This is a genomic window from Devosia yakushimensis, assembly GCF_030159855.1.
Taxonomy (GTDB): Bacteria; Pseudomonadota; Alphaproteobacteria; order Rhizobiales; family Devosiaceae; genus Devosia; species Devosia yakushimensis.
Window position 1 is genome coordinate 2,959,889 of record NZ_BSNG01000001.1, and the last position, 26,029, is coordinate 2,985,917.

The 26,029-nt window shown below is 63.1% G+C and carries 23 protein-coding genes; 14 read left to right on the forward strand and 9 right to left on the reverse strand.

Going from position 1 to position 26,029, the window contains the following annotated elements; genetic code table 11:
- Positions 1 to 33 precede the first annotated feature (33 nt).
- Positions 34 to 804, reverse strand: coding sequence for an SDR family NAD(P)-dependent oxidoreductase (locus QQL79_RS14365; protein WP_284391982.1), 771 nt, complete (start codon positions 802 to 804; stop codon positions 34 to 36).
- A gap of 272 nt (positions 805 to 1,076) precedes the next feature.
- On the opposite strand from QQL79_RS14365, the gene hemA reads away from it, so the two are divergent.
- Complete coding sequence (hemA, locus tag QQL79_RS14370) at positions 1,077 to 2,357, forward strand: 5-aminolevulinate synthase (protein WP_284391984.1); 1,281 nt, start codon at positions 1,077 to 1,079, stop codon at positions 2,355 to 2,357.
- Between the two features lie 128 nt (positions 2,358 to 2,485).
- Here the strand turns inward: hemA and QQL79_RS14375 are convergent, their stop codons facing one another.
- Both QQL79_RS14375 and mscL read right to left on the reverse strand, forming a co-directional pair.
- On the reverse strand, positions 2,486 to 3,121 hold the full coding sequence (locus tag QQL79_RS14375; RefSeq protein WP_284391986.1) for a response regulator transcription factor: 636 nt from the start codon (positions 3,119 to 3,121) through the stop codon (positions 2,486 to 2,488).
- Positions 3,122 to 3,409: 288 nt separating this feature from the next.
- A complete protein-coding gene (gene mscL, locus QQL79_RS14380; protein ID WP_284391988.1) occupies positions 3,410 to 3,844 on the reverse strand; it encodes a large conductance mechanosensitive channel protein MscL in 435 nt (144 codons plus the stop codon).
- A gap of 175 nt (positions 3,845 to 4,019) precedes the next feature.
- Between mscL and QQL79_RS14385 the strand changes: the two genes are divergently transcribed.
- Entirely contained in the window at positions 4,020 to 5,642 is a 1,623-nt protein-coding gene (locus QQL79_RS14385) for an ATP-binding response regulator (protein ID WP_284391991.1), read from the forward strand.
- A 13-nt stretch (positions 5,643 to 5,655) separates the two neighbouring features.
- On the opposite strand, the gene QQL79_RS14390 is transcribed toward QQL79_RS14385, so the two are convergent.
- On the reverse strand, positions 5,656 to 6,327 hold the full coding sequence (locus QQL79_RS14390) for a response regulator (RefSeq protein WP_284391993.1): 672 nt from the start codon (positions 6,325 to 6,327) through the stop codon (positions 5,656 to 5,658).
- Positions 6,328 to 6,532: 205 nt separating this feature from the next.
- Here QQL79_RS14390 and QQL79_RS14395 point away from each other — a divergent pair, with 205 nt between their 5' ends.
- The 4 genes from QQL79_RS14395 (at position 6,533) to QQL79_RS14410 (ending at position 13,295) form a co-directional block, all read left to right on the forward strand.
- A complete protein-coding gene (locus tag QQL79_RS14395; RefSeq protein WP_284391995.1) occupies positions 6,533 to 10,060 on the forward strand; it encodes a peptidoglycan-binding protein in 3,528 nt (1,175 codons plus the stop codon).
- Between the two features lie 136 nt (positions 10,061 to 10,196).
- Complete coding sequence (locus QQL79_RS14400) at positions 10,197 to 11,123, forward strand: sulfite exporter TauE/SafE family protein (protein ID WP_262169752.1); 927 nt, start codon at positions 10,197 to 10,199, stop codon at positions 11,121 to 11,123.
- Positions 11,120 to 11,878, forward strand: coding sequence for a TIGR02186 family protein (locus QQL79_RS14405; protein ID WP_284392004.1), 759 nt, complete (start codon positions 11,120 to 11,122; stop codon positions 11,876 to 11,878). The genes QQL79_RS14400 and QQL79_RS14405 overlap by 4 nt, the downstream gene beginning before the upstream one ends.
- A 124-nt stretch (positions 11,879 to 12,002) precedes the next feature.
- Positions 12,003 to 13,295, forward strand: coding sequence for a rhodanese-like domain-containing protein (locus tag QQL79_RS14410; protein ID WP_284392006.1), 1,293 nt, complete (start codon positions 12,003 to 12,005; stop codon positions 13,293 to 13,295).
- A gap of 17 nt (positions 13,296 to 13,312) precedes the next feature.
- Here the strand turns inward: QQL79_RS14410 and pdeM are convergent, their stop codons facing one another.
- On the reverse strand, positions 13,313 to 13,978 hold the full coding sequence (gene pdeM / locus QQL79_RS14415) for a ligase-associated DNA damage response endonuclease PdeM (RefSeq protein WP_284392007.1): 666 nt from the start codon (positions 13,976 to 13,978) through the stop codon (positions 13,313 to 13,315).
- Positions 13,979 to 14,016: 38 nt separating this feature from the next.
- Positions 14,017 to 16,503: a ligase-associated DNA damage response DEXH box helicase gene (locus tag QQL79_RS14420; protein ID WP_284392009.1), complete on the reverse strand. Its 2,487-nt coding sequence runs from the start codon at positions 16,501 to 16,503 to the stop codon at positions 14,017 to 14,019.
- Positions 16,504 to 16,821: 318 nt separating this feature from the next.
- On the opposite strand from QQL79_RS14420, the gene QQL79_RS14425 reads away from it, so the two are divergent.
- The 3 genes from QQL79_RS14425 to QQL79_RS14435 are packed head-to-tail and all read left to right on the forward strand — an operon-like array spanning position 16,822 to position 17,998.
- Positions 16,822 to 17,115 carry a DUF6460 domain-containing protein gene (locus tag QQL79_RS14425; protein WP_284392011.1) on the forward strand — a complete coding sequence of 98 codons (294 nt, stop codon included), beginning with the start codon at positions 16,822 to 16,824 and terminating at the stop codon, positions 17,113 to 17,115.
- Positions 17,115 to 17,786, forward strand: coding sequence for a nucleoside/nucleotide kinase family protein (locus QQL79_RS14430; protein WP_284392013.1), 672 nt, complete (start codon positions 17,115 to 17,117; stop codon positions 17,784 to 17,786). Before QQL79_RS14425 ends, QQL79_RS14430 begins: the two co-directional genes overlap by 1 nt.
- A 2-nt stretch (positions 17,787 to 17,788) precedes the next feature.
- On the forward strand, positions 17,789 to 17,998 hold the full coding sequence (locus tag QQL79_RS14435; RefSeq protein ID WP_284392015.1) for a hypothetical protein: 210 nt from the start codon (positions 17,789 to 17,791) through the stop codon (positions 17,996 to 17,998).
- A 147-nt stretch (positions 17,999 to 18,145) separates the two neighbouring features.
- On the opposite strand, the gene QQL79_RS14440 is transcribed toward QQL79_RS14435, so the two are convergent.
- Both QQL79_RS14440 and QQL79_RS14445 read right to left on the reverse strand, forming a co-directional pair.
- The gene (locus QQL79_RS14440) at positions 18,146 to 19,255 is read right to left on the reverse strand and encodes a quinone-dependent dihydroorotate dehydrogenase (RefSeq protein ID WP_284392018.1); all 1,110 of its coding nucleotides are present in this window, start codon (positions 19,253 to 19,255) and stop codon (positions 18,146 to 18,148) included.
- Entirely contained in the window at positions 19,252 to 19,608 is a 357-nt protein-coding gene (locus QQL79_RS14445; protein WP_284392020.1) for a DUF952 domain-containing protein, read from the reverse strand. The genes QQL79_RS14440 and QQL79_RS14445 overlap by 4 nt, the downstream gene beginning before the upstream one ends.
- A 338-nt stretch (positions 19,609 to 19,946) precedes the next feature.
- Here QQL79_RS14445 and QQL79_RS14450 point away from each other — a divergent pair, with 338 nt between their 5' ends.
- The 3 genes from QQL79_RS14450 (at position 19,947) to QQL79_RS14460 (ending at position 23,249) form a co-directional block, all read left to right on the forward strand.
- Entirely contained in the window at positions 19,947 to 21,416 is a 1,470-nt protein-coding gene (locus QQL79_RS14450) for a UbiA family prenyltransferase (RefSeq protein WP_284392021.1), read from the forward strand.
- A complete protein-coding gene (locus QQL79_RS14455; protein WP_284392022.1) occupies positions 21,416 to 21,847 on the forward strand; it encodes a GtrA family protein in 432 nt (143 codons plus the stop codon). Before QQL79_RS14450 ends, QQL79_RS14455 begins: the two co-directional genes overlap by 1 nt.
- A gap of 175 nt (positions 21,848 to 22,022) precedes the next feature.
- The gene (locus tag QQL79_RS14460) at positions 22,023 to 23,249 is read left to right on the forward strand and encodes a hypothetical protein (protein ID WP_284392023.1); all 1,227 of its coding nucleotides are present in this window, start codon (positions 22,023 to 22,025) and stop codon (positions 23,247 to 23,249) included.
- A 63-nt stretch (positions 23,250 to 23,312) separates the two neighbouring features.
- Here QQL79_RS14460 and QQL79_RS14465 read toward each other — a convergent pair whose 3' ends face one another.
- Complete coding sequence (locus QQL79_RS14465; protein WP_284392025.1) at positions 23,313 to 24,209, reverse strand: LysR family transcriptional regulator; 897 nt, start codon at positions 24,207 to 24,209, stop codon at positions 23,313 to 23,315.
- A gap of 161 nt (positions 24,210 to 24,370) precedes the next feature.
- Here QQL79_RS14465 and QQL79_RS14470 point away from each other — a divergent pair, with 161 nt between their 5' ends.
- Positions 24,371 to 25,561 (forward strand): MFS transporter, encoded by a 1,191-nt coding sequence (locus QQL79_RS14470; protein WP_284392027.1) that lies wholly within the window; start codon positions 24,371 to 24,373, stop codon positions 25,559 to 25,561.
- Positions 25,558 to 26,022 (forward strand): cyclophilin-like fold protein, encoded by a 465-nt coding sequence (locus QQL79_RS14475; RefSeq protein ID WP_284392028.1) that lies wholly within the window; start codon positions 25,558 to 25,560, stop codon positions 26,020 to 26,022. The genes QQL79_RS14470 and QQL79_RS14475 overlap by 4 nt, the downstream gene beginning before the upstream one ends.
- Positions 26,023 to 26,029: the final 7 nt, after the last annotated feature.

Below are 26,029 nucleotides of genomic sequence, written 5' to 3' on the forward strand. Positions count from 1 at the left end.
AATATGCTGAACAATGGATGAACGAAATGACGTTCAGGCATTGGCCCAGCCGCCATCGACGACAAATTGCTGGGCGGAAATCATGGCGCTGTCATCGGCGGCGAGGAAGAGCGCCATGCGCGAGACATCGTCGGGATAGACACGGCCGGACAGAACCTGGTTCTGAGCGATTGCACGTTCGCCATCGGCATCAAGCCAGTGGGTCAACTGGCGCTCGGTCATGATCCAGCCGGGCACCAGAGAATTGACGCGAATGCCGGAGCCACCCAATTCGCGCGCCATGCCGCGCGTCAGCCCATGCACAGCCGCCTTGGCGGTTTCATAGACCGGGATGCGGGAGGACATGATCATCCAGCTGATCGAGCCGGTATTGATGATCGAACCGCGCCCGGCCCGCACCATGCCCGGCGCCACCGCCTGAATGGCAAAGAAGGCATGCTTGAGATTGACCGCCATGCGGTCGTCCCAATAGGCGGGGGTTACTTCGGCCCAATCGTGGCGCTGATCATGGGCGGCATTGTTGACCAGGGCCAGGGCATCGCCATGGGCGGCGGCAAAGCCGGCAATGGCGGCCTGATAGGCCTCGGTATCGGTGACGTCGCAGGCGGCGAAGCGAACGCTTTGCCCCTGTCCCGCCAATTCGGCGGCAAGGCGCTCGCCGGCCTCGACGGCGATATCGACGAAACCGACCTTGGCGCCCTGGGCCGCAAAATTGCGCACCAGGCTTTCGCCTATGCCCGAAGCACCCCCCGAGATGACGACGGGCATGCCGGCAAGGCTGGGATAATGGGCAAATCGGGTCATGGTCGTTCCTCCGCAGGTTTGGTAGCGCGGGGCGGTGGGGTGGGCAAGACTGATCACCAAAAGTGCAAGCAAAGCATTGGCAGCACGCACTTTGCACCTTAGAATGAGTCTCATCTTGCTCGTGACCGCCCAAGGGACCCATTCCGGACGGACCCCGCAAAGCCGCGCGGCGAATTGACCTATGTCAATGCGCCGGCGCCGGGATTAGGTACTCTTCTATTCTGCCAGGCAGGCACAGAACCGGCCAGGACAGGGCATAAAGGGACGTTCGCATGGACTATCGCGGTATTTTCGAAGACGCAGTGGATACGCTGCGAGCAGAAAAGCGCTATCGCGTTTTCGCCGATCTCGAACGGGTGGCGGGCCGGTTTCCCAAGGCGATCTATCGCGATGACGCGGACAATGCCCGCGAGATCACCATCTGGTGCTCCAATGACTATCTGGGCATGGGCCAGCATGAAAAGGTCATTTCCGCCATGCAGGACACGGCCGGCAAGCTCGGCGTTGGCGCAGGCGGCACCCGCAATATTTCGGGCACCAACCGGCCGCTGGTCGAGCTGGAGCGCTCGCTGGCCGATCTCCACCGCAAGGAAGCGGCGCTGGTGTTCACCTCAGGCTTTGTGTCCAATGAAGCGGCGATTTCGACCATTGCGCGGCTTTTGCCCGATTGCGTGATTTTCTCCGACCAGCTCAACCATGCCTCCATGATCCAGGGCGTGCGCCAATCGGGCATGCAGAAGATCATCTTCCGGCACAACGATGTGGGCCATCTCCGCGAATTGCTGGCGCAGGTGGATCGCAAGCGGCCCAAGCTGATCTGCTTTGAATCGATCTATTCGATGGATGGCGATATCGCGCCGATCAAGGAAATCTGCGACCTGGCCGAAGAATTCGGCGCGCTGACCTATATCGACGAAGTCCATGCCGTGGGCATGTATGGCCCACGCGGCGGCGGTATCGCCGAACGCGACGGGCTGATGGAACGCATCGATATCATCGAGGGCACGCTGGCCAAGGGCTTTGGCACGATGGGCGGCTATATCGCGGCCAATCGCGCCATCGTCGATGCGGTGCGCTCCTATGCGCCCGAATTCATCTTCACCACCGCCCTGCCTCCGGCTTTGTGCGCGGCGGCGCGGGCGTCGATCGAGCATCTCAAGGGCAATGGGCAGGAGCGCATGCTGCATCAGCGCCAGGCGCGGCTGACCAAGGCGATCCTGGCCGATGCGGGCCTGCCGGTGATGGAAACCGAGACCCATATCGTGCCGCTGATCGTGGGCGATGCGCGCCAGTGCAAGGCGGCCAGCGACATGCTGCTGGACAAGCACAATATCTATATTCAGCCGATCAATTACCCCACCGTGCCCAAGGGGACGGAGCGACTGCGCATCACGCCGACGCCGCTGCATACCGATGAGATGATCTTCGAATTGCGCCATGCGCTGGTGAGCGTGTGGACGAGCCTGGAACTACCGCGCGAGCGGGCCGATGCGGCGATCACGGCGCGCAAGCTGACGTCGGGCGACCTGACGCTGCCGACAACGGGCGGTTAGGTTCTGCGCAGCGAGTAGTGATGAATTGATATCCCCGGGTATGTCCCGGGGATTTTGTTTGGTGGCTTGTCCGCAGTTTGGTACCACCGGGTCTACTAGGCACTGGTTGCGACACGCCCCCACATCGATCAACTCGTCAGCACGATCCGCATGAGATCGGCAGTGTTGCGGGCGCCCAGCTTTTCCATGACGCGGGCGCGATGCACTTCGATGGTGCGCGGCGAAATGCCGAGTTCGCGGCCCGCTTCCTTGTTGGACTGGCCATTGGTGATCAGCTGCAACACTTCGCGTTCGCGCGGTGTGAGCTGGGAAAACCCGCGCACTTCGACAGGCCGGCGCCCGCCCTGCATGGCGCCCAGATGCACGTCCCGGCGCAGGGCATCGCGTACGACGCCGAGGAAATGCTCGGTATCGACAGGCTTGGAAATGACGTCGGAGGCGCCCAGTTTCATGGCGGTCACCGCCGCCTCGAGCTGGGGCGAGTCGGAGAGCATGAAGACCGGCGTGCCGGTGCGCATGGCCTTGACCCGGCGCAACAAGGCCAGGCCACTTTCCTCACCAAGCCGCAGATTGATCACCACGACATCGGGACGGCGGCGGTCGATGCTGGCCAGAAAATGACTGGCATCAAGTGAAAAGCTCGTCTGAAAACCCTCGAGGCGGAACAGAATGCTCAGCGCCTCGCAGGTGGATGGATCGGCATCGACGATGTGGATCAGCCGGTCACGATTGAGAAAAGAATGATAGTAGACTTCGTCGCTCATTTTGCCCTCTCTGCCCAGTTGGCAAGTTTCGCTTATTTCCAAAATTCACCCGCAGCTTGAAATCAGATGTCGCGCCGCCACCCCCGCCCCGCTTCGTCTAGACGGAATCTGTCGGTGAAAATCGCCCCTGTAGTTTGCGCTAAGTGTTCCTGCCGTCCCATCGGGACAACACGTAGGAGTCACTACCTACATGCTAGGTATATTTACCTTTAATTGCACCGTCAACTGACTTTCGTCCTACGAACGTGACAAGAAAAAGGCCGGAATGTTTCCGGCCCTTTTGCATTTTCAGCGCGGATTGGCGCGCAAGGCGTCGCGGATTTCGGTGAGGAGCACTTCTTCCTTGCTCGGAGCTGGGGTCTCTTCGACCGGTTCCTTGGCGGCTTCGCGCTTGAGCGAATTGATGGCCTTGACCACCATGAACAGCACAAAGGCTATGATGGTGAATTTGACCACGGCATTGATGAAGAGGCCGATATTGAGCGTTGCAACGCCGGCGGCCTTGGCAGCGGCCAGCGAAGGCACGGCGACATCGCCGGGATTGTGCAGCACGATAAACAGATTGGAGAAGTCGATACCGCCGATGATCAAGCCGATAATCGGCATGAACACGTCGTCGACAAGCGATGAAACAATGGCGCCAAAGGCGGCGCCGATGATCACGCCGATGGCCAGGTCGATCATGTTGCCTTTGATGGCGAAGTCACGAAATTCTTTCAGCATGAGAGCCCTCACTCCGTTGTTTTGACCCACCACGCCCCGTCGGCGGCCGCCGCACCCGTGGTGGGTTAAGGATTTACTACTAACGGCAACAAGGCAATGGGTCGAGAGTCGATCTTGCGCCGCTTTGCCGGGGGGCGGATAGTCGATACGATAACGGAGCAGTCAGACCCTCTTCATGCCGGCCGAACGCACTATCACGCCCGCCAATCTGGCCCAGGCGATGGATCACATTCCCCAAGGGGTGGCTGTGTTCGACAGCGGCTTGCGGCTGGTCACATCCAACAAGCGCTATAATTCGCTGCTGGGCCTGCCCGACGAATTGACCAGGCGGGGCACGCCGCTATTCGATATTGCACTGTTTCTGGCCGATCGCGGCGACCTGGGGCCCGGGGATGCCGCGCGGCTGGCGATCGAGCGCATCAATCTTTTGACCGCCCTGCCCTCGACCGTGACCCAGCGGCTGGGCAATGGCGGACAGGTGCTGGAATTCCACTCGGCGCGCCTCCCCGATGGGGGCCTGGTCATCAGCTTTTCCGATGTGACCGCGCGGATCCGGGCGGAGCGCGAGCTGGAGCGGGTGAACCAATCGTTGGAGGGGCGGGTCGAGGAACGCACCGCGGCACTGACGCGGGTCAATACCGAACTCGAAAATGCCCGGGCCAAGGCCGATGCTGCCAATCACGACAAGACCCGGTTTCTAGCGGCCGCCAGCCATGACCTGCTGCAGCCGCTCAATGCCGCGCGGCTTTATACCTCGACACTGATCGAGCGGGCCAAATCGACCGCTTTTGCCGAATTGGCCAATTCCATCGAGGCCTCGCTGACGGCGGTGGAAGATATCATGTCGGCGCTGCTCGATATTTCGCGCATCGATAGCGGCGCGGTGCGGCCGGCGCCGACGGCGGTGAGTGCGCGCGACCTGCTCAAGCGCATCGAGGTGGAATTCGCGCCCATGGCACGCGAGCACGCCATTGCCCTGCGCATCGTCAATACCCAAGCCATGGTGCTGGCTGACCGCATGCTGGTGGGCCGTATCGTGCAGAACCTGGTATCGAACGCGGTCAAGTACACGCCCAGCGGCGGCAAGGTTCTGGTGGGGGTCAGGCGGCGCGGCAATCGCATCCGGATCGATGTGATCGACACCGGCATCGGCTTCAACAAGGATCAGCACAAGCTGGTCTTTGCCGAATTCTCGCGGCTTGAGCGGGGTGCACGAATGGCCCAGGGGCTGGGGCTGGGCCTATCGATCGTGCAGCGCCTCGTGGCGGCCCTGGGGCTGACGCTGGAACTGGACAGCCAGGAGGGCAAGGGATCGCGGTTTTCGCTGTTCCTGCCGGCCACCCGTGCGCAGCAGAACAGCGTTGAAAGCGGGCCCGAGCCCAGCGAAACCAATGTGGGCGTGCTCGATCTCAAAGTGCTCTGCGTCGACAACGAGCGGGCGATCCTGGAGGCCATGGAAGGCCTGCTCAGCCATTGGGGATGCGATGTGCGCACGGCGCTATCGCTCAAGCAGATCGACCGGGAGCGGCTGCTGGAGGGCTGGTATCCCGATATGGTGCTGATGGATTATCACCTCGACCAGACCTCGGGGCTCGATGCCATCGAATGGCTGCGGCACAATCTGGGCGGGCACCTGCCGGCAGCGCTGGTCACGGCCGATCGCAGCCCGGCGGTGCGGGCGCTGGCCGAGGATCGTGGCATTGCAGTGGTGACCAAGCCCGTGAAGCCCGCCGCGCTAAGGGCGGCGATCAGCGGGTTGGCCAACCAGAGCGGACGGGCGGCCAAACGGGCGGTTTGAGGCGGCTGGCCGCCTAAGCCTTCTCGCCACCGGTCGAGAACAGGGCCTCGAACTGGCCCTCTTCGATACGGGCGGCGGCGATGACGGCCTGGGTGCGGCTATCGACATCGAGCTTTTGCAGAATGGCCGAGACATGCGCCTTGACGGTGGCCTCGGAGATGGTGAGCTCATAGGCGATCTGCTTGTTCATCAGCCCGTCGCTCAGCATCATCAGCACGCGGACCTGCTGGGGCGTGAGGGTCGCGAGGCGCCGCATCAGGGCGGTCTGGTCGTCTTCCCCACCCAGCGTCATGCCATCGGGCACGAAAACTTCGCCGGACAGCACCGTTTCGATGGCGCGGCGGATTTCGGTGGGGCCGACCGATTTGTGGAGATAGCCGGCGGCGCCCAGTTCGAAGGCGCGGCGAACGACGGTGCCGTCTTCCACCGCCGAAATGATCATCACCGGAATATCGGGATATTGCGCCCGCAGCAGCAAGAGGCCGGAAAAACCGCGCACGCCGGGCATGTTGAGATCGAGCAAGACCAGGTCGCAATCGCGATCGGCTTCGAGCGAGGCGCTGAGGCCATTGAGGTCGCCGGCTTCCTCCACGCTGACCGTGGCATCGCCCCCGGCCAGGGTTTGCCGCAGCGCCGCACGGAACAGGGGATGGTCATCGACAATGATGATGCGACGGCGGGTCATATATCGGGCTCTCTCCGTGGCGGACCTAAATCAGCAATACTGCGGATTCGCGCGGGCGGCAGCCCCGAAATCTGGGCAAATCGCTCGCTGGTCTTGCATATTGCAGCAATGCTTAACGGGTTCTTTACCATGTTTTCCCAAGAGTGACCGTCATACCTTCGTGTTGAATCGCGAGGGGTCCGTCACATCATGACAGGGACTGACCATGGCCCGCGCCTACCCGATTTCGGACATCGCCGACCCTGACCACGAGCCGCAAGCCGGCGAATGGCAGGCGCTCCGCGGCGAATTGGTGGCACTGCTGGACCAGGTGGAAGGGCGCTACGCGCAGACAGAAAGGGTCGATCCGGCCCTGAGTGGTCTGACGCAACGGGTGCGCAATCTGCGCGACCAGGTGGAGCGTCCCGAACCAACGGTGCGGCGGCAGGAAGCATTGCGCACGGTCAAGCGCGCAGTAGACCGTTTCAGCGACCGGGGCATGGAACCCGAGAACGAGCATGATCCGCTGAGTTCGGCCATCGCCGAAATTCGCGGACGGCAGATGTCGGCAACGGCGGCGGCTTTGGGCCGGCGCCCGGCCGACATGCCTGAATTCCGCGAGCTGAGCGCCCTGGTCGGCGGGCTTTCGGGGCGGCTGGAACGGCTCGAAGACGAATTGCACGCGCAGCGCGCCGCCGATGGCGATGTGCGGGAAGTCGCCAGCCAGGTCGAACAATTGGCCCATGTGGTGGAATTGCTGGCCGGTGCGGTGGGCGAGACCGGCCAGGTCAAGCGGCTCGAAGTGCAGATTGCGGCGCTGGGCGCCATGATCGAGGAAGCGCCCAAGGTCGATCTCAGCGCCATCAACAAACGGCTCGACGACGTTTCGGTCACCGTTGCCAAGCTGGCCGAGTTGCAGGCCCAGCAGATGGAACGCGAGGTCATCCGCGAGGATCGCGTAGCGACCACAGAGGCGCAAGGCACAGGCGCGCTGGCGCCGGCCATGCATGCGATCGAGGAAAGCGTGCGCAATGTCTATGACCGGATCGACGCCATCGAAAAAAGCGTTGCCCTGTCTTCAGGCGATTTCGAGAAACTGACTGCCGAAATGGCCGGCTTTACCCGGGCAATGCAGGATGGCGCGGGCCAGCCCGAAGTGCTGGTGGGCAAGGTCGATGCACTGGCCACCCAGATTGGCGGGCTCAAGAGCGCCAATGGCGATGTCGCTGGCCTCAAGAAGGATATTTCGGCGCTGCGCGATGCGGTGCTGGCCGGCATGGAGCCGCGCTTTGCTAAAATTGAGACCCAGATCGAAGCGCTGAGCAAGCGGAGCGATGAGGGGCAGGTCGAAAGCCAGCTCAAGCTGCTGATGCAGCGCATGGACGAAACCGGCGCCCAGCTCGATGGCCTCACCAGGCTTTATGGCCAGCAGCAGGACACGGCCGGGCTTGAGGCGCTGGCCACCATGGTTGCCGAGCGCACCAGCGATGCCATGACGCGCAAGGCGCCCGCACCGGTCGCCATGTTCAGCGCCGACAGCCTCAAGAGCATTGAAAGCCAGATTACCGGCCTGATCAAAAGCGCCGGCAAGACGCCCGATTACGAGACGCTGGCCAATATGATCGCCGAACGCGCCTCCGAGGCCGTCACCAAGGCCAGCCCCGCCGCGGGAACGGCAGGGGAAATCAGCGCGGATGGGCTCTCGGCGCTCGAAGACCGGATGGCAGCGCTGCTCAATACCGCGGGCAAGGATACGGCCGAACGGCTGACGCGGCTCGAGGCCGCGCTGGCCAATCGCCGGGATACGGGCCGGCCGCTGGCGGCATTCCGCACCGATCTCAAGCCGGTGGGCGGAGACAGCCTCAGCGAGGTGCGTGCCGCACTGGCGGGTGTCAAGGCCGCCAAAGACAGCGACATCATGCCGGCCAATCCCGCGGCGGAAGCGCCGTTGATCGACCCCGGCTTTGCCGATGCCGGACCGGTACGCGCAGCGCTTGATGCCAAGGTCAGCGCCCGGGTCGCCCCGCCTGCCATGTCAGAGGAAACGCCGGTAGCGCCAACGCCGCCGCGCCCGTTCTTTGACCCGGCCAAGGTCGAGCGGCCGCCGCAGCCGCAATCGAGCTTTGCCACCAGCACCAGCACCGATCCCTTTGTCAGTGAACCGGTGGAGCCGCCGCCCGCGCCCAGCGTGGAAGCGCCCGCGGCTCCCAGCAGCACCAGCACCTTTGTTGCCGCGGCGCGGCGCGCCCAGCGCGCACGCCATGAAACGCCACCGGCCGGCCCCTCGACCAATTCGCTGATCGGCCGCGCCCTGGCCCGGGTCAAGCCCGCTGCGGCGCCCGAACTGCCGGGTAGCGAAGAGCCAGCGGCGCCCGTCGAAACGAAGGCCGAAAAGCCGGTAAAGCCGCCAAAGGAAAAGCGAAACAAGAAGGCCGAGGCCGCAGCGGAGCAGACCGAAGCGGGGCTACCAGGCGAAGAGACCGCGCCGCGCCAGAGCTTCCTAATCCGTCACCGCCGGCCGCTGCTGCTGGCAGCAACGCTGGTCGCCGTTTCGATGCTGGCCCTGAACCTAGTCATGCAGCGCATGAACACGGCCCGCGCCACGGCCAATCCGGCACCGGTCGAAAGCACGATGGTTGACCCCACGCCGGCCGCCGAACAGCCCGTGGGCGATGTTTCTTCGGCTGAGCCGCGGGTGATCGACATGATCGACACGACCCAGGTCGGCTCGATCAATCCGGGCAAGCCGATGAGCTTCAGCCGGTCCTCGGCAGAGCCGATTCCGGCGCCGCTGACGACGGCGAACGCGCCTGAGGAAGCCAGTCTCGTGCCAGCTGCTGCCGCAGCCACGGCGTCGGCCGACCGCATCCCCGATATTGCGGAGGCGACAGCAGAAAGCTTCGAGCTACCGCCCGAGGCTTTGGGACCCATTGAATTGCGCCAGGCCGCCGCCGATGGCGATGCACGGGCCCAATTCGAGATCGGCGCGATCTATACCGAAGGGCGTGCTGTCGAGCAGGATTATGCCGAGGCCGCCAAATGGTATGAGCGCTCGGCTGCACAGGGCTTCGTTCCGGCACAATACCGGCTGGGCAATCTGTACGAGGCCGGCACGGGGGTCGAGAAGGACCTTGAGGTCGCCAAGCTCTGGTATCAGCGCGGCGCCGAAGCGGGCAACCGCATGGCCATGCACAATCTGGCCGCGCTTTACGCCAGCGGCCAGCTGGGCGACCAGGAATTCGAAACGGCCGCCGAATGGTTCACCAAGGCGGCTCAGCTCGGCATGACCGACAGCCAGTTCAACCTGGGCATGCTCTATGCGCGGGGCCTGGGGGTAGATCAGGACTTCGAGCAATCCTACAAATGGTTCGCGCTGGCCGCCCGCAGCGGCGACGCCGATGCCGGCAAGGCGCGCGACGACATCGCCAAGTCGCTCACCGCCGACGCCATCAAGCGTCTTGGGAGCGATATCTCGGCATGGAAGGCCGAGCCGATCGAGCTGGCCGCCAATTTCGCCCCACTGGGCACCTGGGCCAAGGATTTCGATCCCGGCCAGGCCATCAGCACCAGGGACGTGGTTTCCAAGGTGCAACAGGCGCTGGTCAAGCTGGGCTTCGATGTCGGCGCGCCAGATGGCCTGGCCGGCCCCAAGACCGCCGAGGCCATCAAGGCCTTTGAAACGGGCACGGGCATGGCTCCCAGCGGCAAGATCAATCCGCGGCTGCTGGCGGTATTGGGCAGCCAGCCGGTTTAGCCAGCTTGAAAACCTGCCGGCGCCTCCTTTTCTTGCAAAGGTTTAGGTGCTGCTAACCCGGTCGGACATATTGTTGTCGTGGCTCGCACTCAAAAGGGGGTGCGGGCCACGAGTCTATTGAACGGAACCCACGGTCTTGCAGGTCTATCTGCCGATCGCAGAGCTATCGATGAACCTCTTCTTCCTCGTGGGAATCGGGGGAGCGGTCGGCTTTCTGTCGGGTCTGTTCGGCGTGGGTGGCGGGTTCCTGCTGACGCCGCTGCTGATTTTTTCCGGCGTTCCGGCGCCGGTCGCCGTGGCCTCGGTCACCGGACAGGTGGTGGCAGCCTCGACATCGGGGGCGCTCAGTCACTACCGGCGCGGCGGCATTGATCTGCATCTGGCCATGTATCTGGTGCTTTCGGGCGTTCTGGGGGCTTTTGGCGGCGTGGCAACCTTTGCCGTGCTGCGCGATGCCGGGCAGCTCGACCTGTTCATCTCGGTCGGTTTCCTGGTTTTGCTGGGCTTTGTGGGCACGCTGATGCTCAACGAGGCCATCCGCGCCATTATCAAGCAGCGCAAGGGCGTGGTGGTGCGCGAGCGGCTGCCCAACCAGCATAATTGGATGCATCGCCTGCCGATGCGCGTGCGGTTCAAGAAATCCCGGCTCTATATCAGCGTGTTGCCGGTGCTGATCATCGGGCTTTTCATCGGCTTTGTCGGTTCGCTCCTGGGCATTGGCGGTGGCTTTATCATGGTGCCGGCGCTGGTTTACCTGCTGCGGGTGCCGGGCAATGTGGTGATCGGCACCTCGCTGGCGCAGGTGGTGGCCATGATGGCGGCAACGACAATCCTGCATGCCGTACAAAGCCAGAGCGTCGACATCATGCTGGCCTTCTGCCTGATGGTGGGCGGCACGGCGGGAGCGCAGTTCGGCGCATCAGCGGGCAAGCATTTGCGCGGCGAGCAATTGCGGGGGCTGCTGGCCATCCTGGTGCTGGCCGTGGCCATCCGCTTCGGGCTGTCGCTGATATTGGCGCCGGCCGATCCGTTCAGCATGGCGGTATTGGGGGGCGCACGATGAAGTGGTGGCTCGCCCTGGTCATGGCGCTTCTGCTTGGCATGCCGGCGCAGGCCGAGCGACTGGTGTCGCAATTGTCCAACGACAATATCGAGATCACCTCGAGCTTCGATGGCGAGCGGATGAATTTCTTCGGGACGATCATGCCCGATGCCGGATCGGACCAGAAATTCGTCACCGGCCCATTCCATGTGGTGGTCGTTGTATTGGGGCCGACGCAGAACCGGGTGGCGCGGCAGAAGACCAATAATTTCGGCGTCTGGCTCAATACCGACCAGGTCGAATTCGACAATTTCCCGAGCTATTTCCACGTACTGTCGAGCGCGCGGCTGCGCGACATCACCGACATCACGACGCTGACCACCGAATATATCCTGCCCGAGGCGCATACGCTGGTGGCCAATGATGCGGGCTGGTGGAAGACTGCCGTGTTCGGACGTGAACTGGTGCGGCTGATGACCGAGCAGGGGCTGTTCGGCGTCAATGAGGGCGGCGTCAATTTCCTCTCGGACAATTTCTATTCGGCCCGGCTGACCCTGCCCAGCAATGCGCCGCCGGGGCCCTATATCGCGCTGACCTATGTGTTCAAGGACGGGCAGGTGATTGCGCGCAAATCGGAAGGGTTTGCGGTGCGCAAGATCGGCTTCGAGCGGTTTCTGGCCCTGTCGGCGGTGCAGCAGCCGCTGCTCTATGGGCTGGTCTGCGTAGTGCTGGCGCTGTTTACCGGCTGGCTGGGCGGTGTTTTGTTCAAGCGCTGATTTTTTCCGCGCTATGGCTTTGTGGAGAAAGCGATATTCCTCTGGCCGGAACATACGCAAAGCCATGCGCTGTGAATGTCTATGGAGTTAGTCGATAATCAGGCGTCCACATCTGGAGGCTGAAATGACTGCACACCGTTCCCCCGTCAAACCCTTCCTGCGCTCCGCCTTCACGGCCCTGTCGCTCAATGCCCTGGCTCTTGGCATGGCCCCGGCCGGCATGGCCCTGATGACGGTTGCGGCCCAGGCACAGACGCAGGCCTCCATCATTACCGGCCAGGCGGACTTCGAGGCGCTGATCGCCGAGGGCGCAAAGCTCATCGACGTGCGCTCGCCCACGGCCTATGCCGAAGGCCATGTGGCTGGCGCCATCAACCTGCCCTGGCAGGCGCTCAACGTTTCGGAGAGCGATGGCATCCGCAACGAATTTGCCGGCGACGCTGAATTTGAGCGGCTGCTCGGGGAAGCCGGCCTCAGCTATGACGACACGATCCTGATCTACGACACCACGGCCCTGCCCGGCCGCGCCTATGTCGCCTTTGTCTATGCCGGCTTCGAAAATGTGCATGTGCTCGATGGCGGCATCGGCGCCTGGCAGGGCGGGCTGACCAAGGATGTGCCGCAGGTCGCGGCAACCACATTCGCGCTGACCCGCAAGAACGATATCCGCGTCGACAAGGACTATGTGGCCGCCAAGGTTGGCGATGCCGCGTCGGTCATCATCGATGGCCGCAATCTCGATGCCTATGAGGATGGTCATATCCCGGGGGCGCAGGCGCTGCCGGCGTCGAGCCTTTTGACCGAAACGGCTATTCTACAGTCCCAGCCCGTGCTGCAACGGCTGCTCGATACGGCCGGCGTCAGCCCCGATCGCGAGGTTGTTTCCTATTGCGGCAGCGGCGTTGCGGCGGCCAATAACTATCTGGCGCTGCGCAATCTCGGCTATGAAAATGTCGTGCTTTACGATGCTAGCTGGGACGAATGGAGCCGCGATCCGCGCGCCGGCCAGCAGGTCTCCCTCGCCAATTACACCTTCGAGGGCACGCCGCTGACCGGCAATGGTCCGGCCTTCCTCGATGCCGATGCCGTCAAGGCTTTGGCCGGTGATCCCAATGTCGTCGTGGTCGATGTGCGCTCGCCCTCCGACTATGCCGCCGGGCACATTCCCGGTTCGGTCAATGTCTTCTGGGACGATACTTTCGATGGCGATCGCGTGCTGAAGCCGGTCGAGGAATTGCAGGCGCTTTATGCCCAGGCCGGGGTGACGCCGGAAAAGCGGATCGTGCTCTTCACCCGTGGTGGCCTGCAATTGTCGCACAGTTTCACCGTGCTCAACCTGCTCGGCTTCAGCGATATCGACTTCTTCACCGGCAAGTTCGAAGGCTGGCAGAACGGCGCCTTCCGGCCGGCAGTGTAATCCCGGGGGTGCGGGGTCTAGCCCCGCACCAACCTCTTGGTGCTGACCGGATAAGTCCGGTCTTTTCCCAACATCGTGACTTCCAGCGCCGGCCAGTGTAGCAGGCCGATAAAGGGCGGGGATAGAATGTTGATCGAGCCGGTGGAGCTGCCATAGGCGGGCAGGATCATCAGGCGATTGTCGTGCACGAAGCAGGGACGGCGGGTGGAGCGGCCGGCCATGACGATGTGGGCGGCGGGGTGCAAGTGCCCGGAAATCAAGCCGGAAACGCCGCGCCGCGGTTCGTGCGACAGGGTAAGGCCGGCCAGTTCGAGGCTGGGCCGGCAGCTGCCGCCCAGGGCGTGCGGAGCGGGATCGTGATTGCCGGACAGCCAGATACATTCGACATTATCGGTCAGCGCATCGATGCGCATCCGGTCGGCATTGGTTAACAGACTGCTAGCATCAGCGCGGTGAAAACTGTCACCGAGTGAAATCAGCCGCTGGGCGCCGGTGCGGCGCAGATCGGCTTCGAGCCGCGCCAGGGTGAGGCCGGTATCGTAGGGGGGCAGAAGCTGGCCGGCGCGGGCAAAGCTGCTCATCTTTTCCAGATGCAGATCGGCGACGAGCAAAGTGGCTTCGGCGCGCCAATAGAGGGCGCCGGAGGAGAGCGGCTCGAAATTGTGTCCGGCAAAGCGCAGCAACGGGGTCTCCATTTGCTGAGCTTGGTATAGCGGCTGGCTCAAGATTGGCCGAGAGCCTCGCGCATCAATTCATCTGCAGCATCTGCCATAGCCGATTCGCGGCCTTCCCCGAAAATCGGCTCGCGGCCGATATCGAGCATGAGCGGGACGGCAAGCGGGGAAATATGCTCGAGCGGCTGGTGGACGATGTGGTTGCGGATGCGAGCCAGCATATCGCCCAGCCGTTCGATATCGAGCAGGCCGCGCGCGGCGTCGCGTCTCGTGGCCTGGATCAGGATGTGGTCGGGCTCGTGCTGATAGAGCACGTCATAGATGAGGTCGGAACTCATGGTGATCTGGCGGCCGGTCTTTTCCCTGCCGGGATGGCGGCGCTCGATCAGCCCGGCGATGATGGCGCAGTTGCGGAAGGTGCGTTTCATCAGGGCCGATTCATCGAGCCAGTCTTCCAGATCATCCCCCAACATGTCCTGGGAGAAGAGGTCATCGAGCGAGAGGCGGCCGGTCTTGATCAGGACGGAGAGATCGCCCAGGCCCCAGATGGCCAGGGCATATTCGCTAGCGACGAAGCCGAGGGGGCGGGCGCGGGCGCGTTCAAGCCTGCGGGTCAGCAGCATGCCCAGGGTCTGATGCGCCAGACGCCCCTCGAAGGGGTAGCAGACCATGAAATTCTGCGTGCCGCGGGGGAAGGTCTCGACCAGGAGGCTATCGCGGCCGGGGAGCACCGAGACATCGCGTTGCAGGCGCAGCCAATCGCTGACCTGATCGGGCAGCACGCCCCAGCTCTGCGGGCTATCGAGCATGCGGCGGACACGCTCGGCCAGATAGGTCGAGAGCGGAAACTTGCCGCCCATATAGGAGGGGATTTTGGGATTGGCCGCCTGGGCGCGCGATACGAAGGCCTCGTTATCCTTCATGCCCTCGAAGGCCACGATTTCGCCGCCGAACATGAAGGTATCGCCGGGCAGGAGCGTGCCGAAGAAATATTCCTCCATTTCGCCCAGCACGCGACCGCCTGCCCCGATGGGACCGGTGGTCTGGCCTTTTTTGAAGCCCCTGCCCCGTACCAGGCGGACGCGGACCATGGGCTCTTCGACAATGGTGCCGATATTGAGCCGGTATTGCTGGGCGACCTGCGGATTGGCGATGCGCCAGGTGCCATCGGCGGTCAGCTTGAGGCGCGCATAGCGCTCATAGGCCCGCAGGGCATAGCCGCCGGTGGCGACGAAATCGAGAATGCGATCGAATTGGGTGCGCGGCAGATCGCGATAAGGCCAGGCATGGCTGATTTCGGCAAAAAGATCGTCGGCGGTGAACGGACCGGCACAGGCCATGCCCAGAATATGCTGGGCCAACACGTCGTAGCCGCCCGAGACCGGGTCCTCGCTATCCTGATGGCGCTCGGCGACGGCTTCGACCGCGGCTTCGCATTCCAGCACTTCGAAGCGGTTGGAGGGCACGAGCACGGCCTTGGAGGGTTCGTCGAGGCGGTGATTGGAGCGGCCGATGCGCTGGAGCATGCGGGAGCTGCCCTTGGGCGCGCCGACCTGGACGACCAGATCGACATCGCCCCAGTCGATACCCAGATCGAGGGTTGAGGTGCAGACCACCGCCTTGAGCGCGCCGGAGACCATGGCGCTTTCGACCTTGCGGCGCTGTTCGACGGACAGCGAACCGTGATGGAGGGCAATTGGCAGCATGTCGTCATTGATGGCCCAGAGGCCCTGAAACAGCATTTCGGCCTGGCTGCGCGTATTGACGAAAAGCAGCGTGGTCTTGTGCTGCTTGATGGTCTCATAGAGATCACGATGGGCGTAATTGGCGGAGTGACCGGCCCAGGGCAGGCGCTGTTCGGTTTGGAGGATCGAGAGAACCGGAGGTGCGCCGCCTGTTGTGGTGAGCAGGTGGGTTTCGACCTCCTGAAGGGGCTGGGCGATCCAGTCACGCAGCAGATCGGGCCGGGCGACGGTGGCGCTGAGGGCTGTGATGCGCAGGTTTGGGGCGAGCCGGGCAATGCGGGCCAAGGCGAGCGAGAGCAGCTCGCCACGCTTGGATGTCACCAGGGCATGCAGCTCGTCGAGCACGATGCGGCGGAGCGAGCCGAACAGCAGTTCGGCATGAGGATGGCTGATCAGCAGGGCCAATTGCTCGGGCGTGGTCAGCAGGATTTGCGGCGGATTGATCCGCTGGCGGGCGCGGCGGGATGCGGGGGTGTCGCCGGTGCGGGTTTCGACCTTGATCTTGAGGCCCATCTCCTCGATGGGGGTGGACAGGTTCCGTTGCACATCGACCGCCAGCGCCTTGAGCGGGGAGACATAAAGAGTGTGCAGGCCATCGAACTTGCCGTCCACCAGATCGGCGAGGGTGGGCAGGAACCCGGCCAGGGTCTTGCCGGCGCCGGTGGGCGCGATGAGGAGCGCGGAGGCATTGGCCTGCCAACTGGCGAGCACATCGAGTTGGTGGGCGCGGGGAGACCAGTTTTTGGCGGCGAACCAGTTGGCGATGATGGGCGGGAGGATGGCAGTCAAGGTGTTTGTGCCCCAAGCCTAAGAGACCCCCACCCCTGTCCCCTCCCCTCAAGGGGGAGGGAGACGATGGAGCCGTGAGCCCGCAGTCTGCGCGTCCCTCCCCCTTGAGGGGAGGGAATGAGGGTGGGGGTCGTGCAGCTTCTGCTCAAATGCACCAACGACCCCCTCCCCGGCCCTCCCCTCAAGGCGGAGGGAGGGACGGCCCGTGCATCCGGGCTCTCGGCTCGGGAAGGCGTGATCAAGGCAACCCCTTCTGCAAATCATAAAAGAGCCTATATGATCGCCGACTAACTCAACAGAGTATGCGAGGGTTCACCGATGAGCGAGCAATCCGAAAGCCAGCCGCGCGAACGCAGCGGGCTTGAGCGTCTGTTGGGCGAGCGGCCGGGCGGATTGGTCATCCGGCTCGTCGTACTGTCGCTGATCGTGGGCTTTATCATGGCGGTGCTGGGGATCGATGCCCGCTATGTGTTCCAGAGCGCGGTGCGCATGGTGGAAGACGCCCTGCGCGACGGCACGGGCCTATTGGGCAATCTGGTGCGCTATACGTTGGCGGGCGCTGCCCTGGTAGTGCCGATCTGGATCGTGCTGCGCCTGCTCAAGAGGCGTTGATGGGCGCCGCACGGCTGAAGCTCACGCCCCAACAGGCTTTGTCGCGGCTGGTGCCGCATATTCTGGATATGGAAAGCCAGGCGCATCGGCGGATCGTCGTGGGGCTGGCAGGCGGACCGGGCGCCGGAAAATCGACGCTGGCAGCCGAGATCGTCACCATGCTCAATGCGACCCATCCAAGCAGCGCGGCGCTGGTGCCAATGGACGGCTTTCACATGCGCCATGCCAAGCTCGAAGCCATGGGGCAGACCGATTACAAGGGCGCACCGCACACCTTTGAGGGCGCCGAATTCGTCAGCTTCCTGCACCATCTCAAAAATGCGACAGGCCCGGTGAGCGGACCGGGCTATTCGCGCAAAATAGAAGATGTGGTGGAGAATGCCTTTACGGTGCAGGCCGAGGTTCGCGTGCTTGTCGTGGAAGGCAATTATCTGTTGCTGAGCGAAGGGCCGTTTGCCGGGGTCAGGCCGCTGCTGGATTATGCGGTGTTCATCCATGTGCCGCGCGAGCTGGTGCGCCAGAGGCTGATGAAGCGGCATGGCGAAGAGGGATTGTTCACTCCCGAGCGCAATGCGGCCCATATCGAACGCAACGACTTGCCCAATTATGACCTGGTCAGTGCGTCGCAGGACCGGGCCGATGTGGTGATCGAACTGGTGGTGGAGCGATGAGCATGGGCAAGACGCTGGTTCTGGCATTGTCGATTTTGCTGGGGACGTCGATCATAGCGGCGGCCGTGTTGCTGCGGCCGACGGGGTTCCAGCAATGCATTGGCATTGTGAGTGACGAAATCGAAAGCCGGGGCACCGCCAATGGCGCTTCGATCGATCCGCGGGATGTGGAATTTCAGGCGGCGCAGATGTGCGCGGGTTCGGAAGGGTGACTTCGGTAAAGGCTGGGGCATGGGAGTACCCCCTCCTAGCCTCCCCCTGATAGGGGGAGGTATCCTTCCGCGTTTGGGCGGGATCGAGTTTTAGGCACTGAGCTGTCCCTCCCCCTATCAGGGGAGGCTAGGACTCCCGGCCCGCCCTTAAAGCTTGACCTTGCCCTTGGCCCAATCGGCTGTCTTGCTGCCGGTGAGCTGGCTGATATTGGTCTTGCCGTCGGCGCGCACGGCGGCGACCAAGCCGCGCTTGATGCGGTCGAGCAGGTCGAGGCCGCCAAAGACCAGCGCGGAATAGAGCTGGATGGCATCGGCGCCGGCTTCGAATTTGGCGAGAGCCGATTGCGGGGAATGGATGCCGCCGACGCCGATAATGGGCAAAGCGCCAACGCGCTGGCGCATCTGGGCGAGGCGCTGGGTGGATAGATCGAACAGCGGCTTGCCGGAGAGGCCGCCGGTTTCAGCGGCGTTTTCAAGGCCGGCAATGGTGTCGCGCGTGACGGTGGTGTTGGAGACGATCAGGCCATCGAGATCGGTGGCGAGCACGACCTTGGCGATGGCGTCGAGTTCCTTTTTATCCAGATCGGGCGCGATCTTGAGGAAGACCGGGACGCGGATTTTGGCTTTGGCGCGGGCATCGAGCACTTCGGCCAGGAGGCGGCGCAGCGCCTCGTCGGATTGCAGATTGCGCAGGCCGGGCGTGTTGGGCGAGGAGATGTTGACCGTCAGATAATCGGCCAGATCGGCAAAGCGTTTGACGCCCAGCACATAGTCGGCGACGAAATCGGCGCTGTCCTTGTTGGCGCCGATATTGACCCCGAGCGCGGCCGGCACGCGCAGGCCCTTGAGGCGGGCGAAGGCGGCGTCATGGCCCTCATTGTTGAAGCCCATTCGATTGATAACGCCATCGGCGCCGGGCACGCGGAACAGGCGCGGCTTGGCATTGCCCGATTGCGGGCGCGGGGTGACGGTGCCGATCTCGACCATGCCAAAACCCATCAGTGCGAGCGGGCGCGGCACTTCGGCATTCTTGTCGAAGCCGGCGGCCATGCCGATGGGGTTTTTAAGCTCGATACCGCAGAGGGTTGTCGCCAATTCGGGCGCTTCGGCTTGGGTCTGCTCGGGGGCGAGGCCCAAGCGCAGCGCGGTGATGGTGGCGCGATGGGCGGTTTCGGCATCCATCTTGAGCAGGGTCTGCTGAGTGAGACCGGCCAGAGCGGGCAGGCGCAGCAAAGGCGAGAAGGCGGAAAAGATCATCGGACCGCCTCGGGCAGCGTCGTGGAACCATCGGCGGCGACATCGACCCGGGCTTCCCAGGCGATGGCGGAGGCCGGCAGCGGGCCACCATAGAGATGGGGGAAGAGCGCACCGCCGCGCGAGGCTTCCCAGACCAGGTTGTCACCGAGATCGGATGTGCGCACGGCCAGAATGACCAGGCCCGATTGGCCGGCGAAGTGCAGGCGCAGGGTTTCGGCCAATTGGCTGGCGGTGGAGAAGTGCATATAGCCGTCGGCGGCATCGATGGGCATGCCGGCAAATCCGGATGCGTTGCGCGCGGGGGCGTAAGCTGCCTCGGTGGCAATCTTGTAGATCAAATCTGGCGTGGTCATGCGCGCGACCCTAGAGCATTTCGCCGTTGCGTTGAAACGGTGAAATGGTGGTTGTGCGGTTTTTTCGTGGCGGTAAACGTATCCCTCTGAGCGTGTCTAAAACGCGGTGTCATCCCGGCGCAGGCCGGGATCCATGCTGAAGGTCATCAACACCATCCAGCGTGGGGAGAGGGCACAGCATGGATTCCGGCCTGCGCCGGAATGACACCGTGGATGGACAGGCACAAAGAGACCGCCAACAAGTAAAATTTTATGCATTCATAATATCTTGAGCGAGCAATTGTGTCTTGGCGCGCGCCTGATAGCTATAGCGGCAACGCGTTACTTGAGTGATTGATATGACCGCTGCCAATCATCCCGCCGCTGACCTGCAAACTGCCAGCGCCGCTCTCCCGCTCGTGCTCGATGTCGACGATACGCTGATCCGCACGGACCTGCTGCATGAAACGGCGGTGGCCTATTTCCGGGCCAATCCGCTGCGGGTGTTCAACCTGGTGCTGTGGACGCTGCAGGGCAAGGCCACGCTCAAGCGCAAGCTGAGCGAGCAGGTGCCGATCGATGTGGACAGCCTGCCGGTCAATGAGGAACTGGTGGCCTTTGCCCGCGCCGAGCACGACAAGGGGCGCCCGGTGGGCCTGGCGACCGCAGCCGACGAATTGCTGGCGCTGCGCCTGGCGCGCCGTTTCGATTTCATCGACTTCACCATTGGCAGCAATGGCACGCGCAATCTCAAGGGCGCCAACAAGGCGGCGGCCCTGGTCGAGCGCTTCCCCGAGGGCTTTGCCTATGCCGGGGATGGCCGGGCCGATCTTGAAGTGTGGGACAAGGCGCAATCCATCGTGCTCTCGGGCGCTTCGGCCGATATCGCGGCCAAGGCGCGGGCGCTGGGCAAGCCGGTGGAAGCCGAATTCACCCGCCCCAAGCTGGGCCTGCGCGGCTGGCTCAAGGCGCTGCGCGTACACCAATGGGCCAAGAACGCCCTGGTCTTCGTGCCGCTGGTGCTGTCGGGCATGGTCACCGACCCGGTTGCGGTCGTTGCCGCATTCGGCGCCTTTGTCGCCATCTCGCTGATGGCCTCGGGCACCTATCTGCTCAATGACCTGTTCGACCTGACCGATGACCGGCTGCACTGGACCAAGCGCAACCGGCCATTGGCATCGGGCAATCTGCGCATCAAGCACGGGGTTCCCGCTTCGGTCGCGCTCATCGTGGGCGGGCTTGGTATCGCGGCCCTTATCGGGCCGGCAACGCTGGGGCTTCTGGTCGCCTATATGGCCATTACCCTGCTCTATTCTTTCTACATCAAGCGCCAGCCCATTGTTGACGCCTTTACCCTGGCGGCATTGTTCACCATGCGCCTGGGGATCGGCATTGCCGCGGTGGGCGCGGTTCCCTCGCCGTGGCTGCTGGTGTTCTCGATGTTCCTTTTTACCTCGCTCTCCTTTGCCAAGCGGCAGACCGAAATCCAGAAAAGCGTCGCCAAGGGGCGGCTGGCGGTCAATGGGCGCGGGTATCTGGGCACCGATGCCGGCATGGTTGTGGCAATGGGCGTGGCGACGGCCATGGCGGCCATCACCATCATGGTGCTCTACATCATGAACGACGTTTACAGCGCCGATTTCTACAACCACCCCGGCTATCTCTGGGTCTTCCCGGCAGCCTTGTTCATGTGGGTGTCGCGCATCTGGCTTTTGTGCCACCGCGAAGAACTCAATGACGATCCGGTGGCCTTTGCCATTCGCGACCGGATCAGCATTGCCCTGGGCGGGTTGATGGGCGCGGCGTTCCTGGCCGGCTGGCTGCTCTGATGGGTGCAATGCTGCAGCAGCTGGCGGGCAACCAGGTTTTCCGGTTCCTGCTGCTGGGTGGAACGGCGGCGGCCATCAACTGGCTGGTGCGCTTCCCCCTTTCGGCGGTGATGCCGATGGGGGCCGCGGTGGTGCTGGCCTATATGATCGGCATGTGCGCGGGCTTCACGCTTTACCGCAAATATGTCTTTCCCGGCTCCACGCGCCCGCTGATGGAGCAGACCATGACCTTTATCGGGGTCAACCTGATCGGCGCGGTTGTCGTATTGGGGCTGACGACACTGTTCCTGCATCTGCTGGCCGCCGCGCCCTGGCCGAACATGGTGCGGGAGGGCCTGGCGCATGGCGCCGCCATCGGCATCGGCGCGGTGATCAATTTCATCGGCCACAAGCAATTGACCTTCCGCTTGGCGCCCCGCGCGGCCGGATAGTGATTCAGCCGATCTTCATGGAAATGGGATAAGCCGGACCGCATTTGGGGCCTGCTCCTCATACCACCTCCCAGCCCCATCAAAGGGGAAGGTATGGGCCGGTGGTGGGGATAGCCCATCAGAATTGTTGAAATCTTGAACCGACCTATCTGCAGACGTTTGGGGATTTGCAGCCGTGACCGTAAAGCGCATTGCCATCACAACCATTCTGGGCGGCCTGGTGCTGGCCTTTGTCGGGGTGCTTGCCCTGGCCATTCTGCGCGAGGCGCCGGGCAGCAATTCCTATGCCCTATTGGCCGAAGGCTGGCTCAATGGGCGGTTTGATACCGACGCATGCTTTGATGGCGACTGCGCCCTTTATAACGGGCTGACCTATATCATCTTCCCGCCGCTACCCGGCGTCATCACCCTGCCCTTCGTCGCGCTGTTCGGCAGCGATTTCCGCTTTTTCACGGTACTGAGCGCTCTTGCCTTTGCCGGCAGCGGGTGGCTCTGGTGGCAGATTTTCCGCCGGCAAGAGGCCGGGCGCGACCAGGCCATTCTGCTGGTGCTGCTGGCGCTGTTCGCGACGCCGCTGGCCTTTGTGGTGCTGCGCGGCGATGGGATCTGGTTCTTTGCCCAAAGCTGGGGCTTTTTCTTCTCCACGGCGGCACTTTATTGCGCGTTGGTGCGCCGCAATGCCCTGCTGACGGGGCTCTTTATCGGCATGGCCTTTTTGTGCCGGCAGATGACCATTCTCTACCTGCCGGTGCTCTATGTGCTGCTGCTCGAGGCCAATACGGCCTGGTATCGCATTGACCTGGCGGCCATCAAACGGGCGCTGTCGCTCGCAGTCTTCCCGATCATCGCGATCCTGATCTATTTCGCCTATAATTACGTTCGCTTCGGCTCGCCGCTGGAAACTGGCTATTCCTATATTTTCCCGGTCTCGGGAGATGTGGCCAATAGCGGTGGCTTCTTCCTGCGGCTGCGGGTGCGCGAGCTTGGCATTTTCTCGCCCGATTATTTCCTGTTCAACGCCATCTATATGTTCATCGCCGGCCCGCATGTGGATTTTGCCGGGCGCTATATGACCGAGATGGCGGGTTTCGACATCAATGGCGCTTCGCTGTTTCTGGTGACGCCGCTATTACTGCTGGCCTTTTTGGGCAAGTGGGACCGCGCCTTCTGGTTCGGGCTGGCAACCTGCGGGCTCATCATGGGGCTGACGCTGCTCTACCATTCGAACGGCTTTTCCCAATATAGCGCTCAGCGCTATGCGCTGGACTGGCTGCCGATCCTGCTGGTTTTCCTCGGCCGGGGGCTCAAGCCGGAATGGACAGGGCCTTTTGCGCTGCTGCTGACCTATTCGATGGGCGTGACGCTTTCCATGCTGGCCATTGGCGGCATTCTGGCAGGCTGAACGAAGGGGGGAAGGCCCCTCACCCGGCCCTTCGGGCCGACCTCTCCCCCAAGGGAGAGGTGATCAGGTGGCGGGGGAACGCAGCGCGTTCATGACGACGGCAAAGGCCGGCGAATTCTGCCGCCGGCTTGGATAATAGAGAAAATAGCCGTCGAACATCGGCGACCAATCGTCGAGCACCTGGACGAGCCGCCCGGACGCGATATGCCGGGTGACCTGGCTTTCGGGCAGATAGGCGACGCCCAGGCCGGAGATAGCCGCATCGATCATGGCCAGGGTCGAATTGAAGGTGAGCTGTCCTTCGACCCGCACGCGCAGCTCCCGGCCATCCCGGGCAAATTCCCAGGCATAAAGGCCCCTGCTCGTCACCTGCCGGTGGTTGATGCAATTGTGGCCGACCAGGTCCTGGGGCATTTGCGGGGTGGCGTACCGGGCGAGATAGGCGGGCGAAGCCACGACCACCAGCCGCCAATCGGGGCTTATGCGCACCGCGATCATATCCTTGTCGACGCTTTCGCCCAGGCGCACGCCGGCATCGAACCGTTCCTCGACGATATTGCGGAAGCCATTGTTGATATCGAATTCGACATGGATATCGGGATAATCGAGCAGCATGGGCTTGAGCCGGGGCCAGACCACCCATTGCAGGGCATGATCGGACAGCGTGATGCGGACGGCGCCGGACGGCTTGTCGCGGAAGGCCATGAGCGCATCCACCTCGCTCTCGATATCCTGGATGCGGGGCGCAAGAGAGCGCAACAGGCGTTCGCCGGCCTCGGTGGGTGAGACGCTGCGCGTGGTGCGCGACAGCAGGCGCAGCCCCAGGCGTTCCTCAAGCCGCTTGATGGTGTGGCTGAGCGAGGATTGCGAGGTGCCGAGCCGGGCGGCGGCCCGGGTAAAGCTGCGCTCCTCGGCCACGGCCATGAAAAACAGCATGTCGTTCAAGTCTTGTCGCTGCATGGGCACCTCCGAGTGATTTATATCACAGACCGATAGGTCCATGCGAATTATCCCAACTAATCACCAGGAGCATGGCGCTTTATATGAGGGCCATACGAAGCTGGAGCGGAAAGCGCCCGGCTCGCGTCATTTCCCTTCATTCCTGACCCCGCGGATATGTCATGGACACCACTTTTGACGGCCAGATGGTGAAAACGCCCAGTGCCTGGGGTGCGGTGGCCTGCCTGTCGCTGCTGACTTTCGTGCTGGTCGCCTCCGAATTCATGCCGGTGAGCCTGTTGACGCCGATTGCCGGCGAATTGGGCATCAGCGAAGGCCAGGCCGGCCAGGCGATCTCGATCTCAGGCTTTTTCGCCGTTATCACGAGTCTCTTCGGCAATAGCCTGCTGCGCAGGCTGGACCGGCGGACCGTGGTTTTCCTCTATACGGCGGTGCTGGTGGTTTCGGGTCTATTGGTCACGTTCGCCCCCAATTATCTGGTCTTCATGATCGGGCGGGCGCTGATCGGCATTTCGATCGGCGGCTTCTGGTCGCTGTCGACGGCGATCCTGGCGCGCATCGTTGCGAGCGAAGACCTGCCCAAGGCCATTGCCATGCTGCAGGGCGGCACGGCTTTCGCAGCGGTCGTCGCAGCACCATTGGGGAGTTTTCTGGGCGGGCTGATCGGCTGGCGGGGCGCTTTCTTCATCGTGGTTCCCATTGGGCTTGCCGCGCTGGCCTGGCAATTTGCGGTCTTTCCCAAAATGCCGCCCCGGGCTTCGGGATCAGTGGGGCAGATGTTCGGCCTCCTGCGCCGGCGTGTCTTTGCCATCGGCACGGCGGCAACGGCGCTGGCCTTTATGGGGCAATTCTCGCTCTCGACCTATTTGCGGCCGTTCCTGGAAAACGTCACCGGTCTCGATGTGAACGCGCTTTCCATGGTGCTGCTCGGATTGGGTCTGGCGGGACTCCTCGGAACATCGGTGGTGGGCTTTGTGCTGCGTTCACATCTGGGTGCGGTGCTGATCGGGCTGCCAACGGCGTTGATGATCATCGCGCTGCTGCTGATCGCCGCCGGGCCCTTTGCTCTGGCGACGGCGGGTCTGCTGATGCTCTGGGGCTTTTTCAGCACGCCAATCCCGGTGGCCTGGGGCACCTGGATGACCCGGGTGATCCCCGATGACCTGGAAGCGGGCGGGGGGTTACAGGTGGCGCTGATCCAGTTCGCCATCACTTTCGGCGCTTCGGCGGGCGGGCTGCTGTTCGACGCCGCCGGCTGGTGGAGCTCCTTTGCCCTGGGCGCGGGCCTGCTGCTCGCCTCGGCCCTGTTGTCCTGGGTGGCAGCGGCGGCGCTGGCGAGGCGGCCGCTATGACATCGGGATCGATCCACCGGCGTACTCTACTAGGCGCTGCCCTTGCCATGACACTTCCGGGTGTGGCGTGGGGGCAGCAGGGCACGGACCCGGCGAGCCAGGAGGCAACCCATATGCAAGTTCGCTTCAGCTTCAATGGCGAGACGCTGACCGCCACGCTCTACGACAATCCCTCGGCCCGCGATTTCTACGCCATGCTGCCGCTGGACCTGACGGTCGACAATTACGCGCAGAACGAAAAGATCGCCTACCTCCCACGCAGGCTCACCGAGGAGGCCAGCGGTCCCTTTGGCAACGAGCGGCCGGGTGATCTCTGCTATTTCGCGCCATGGGGCAACCTGGCTCTGTTTTATGCCGGCTATCGCTGGTCGAGCGGACTGGTCCGGCTCGGCCGGTTCGATAGCGGTTTCGAGCCGCTGCTGACGCGCGGCGAATTCCCCCTGCACATCGAGGCGGTTTGACCGCCTC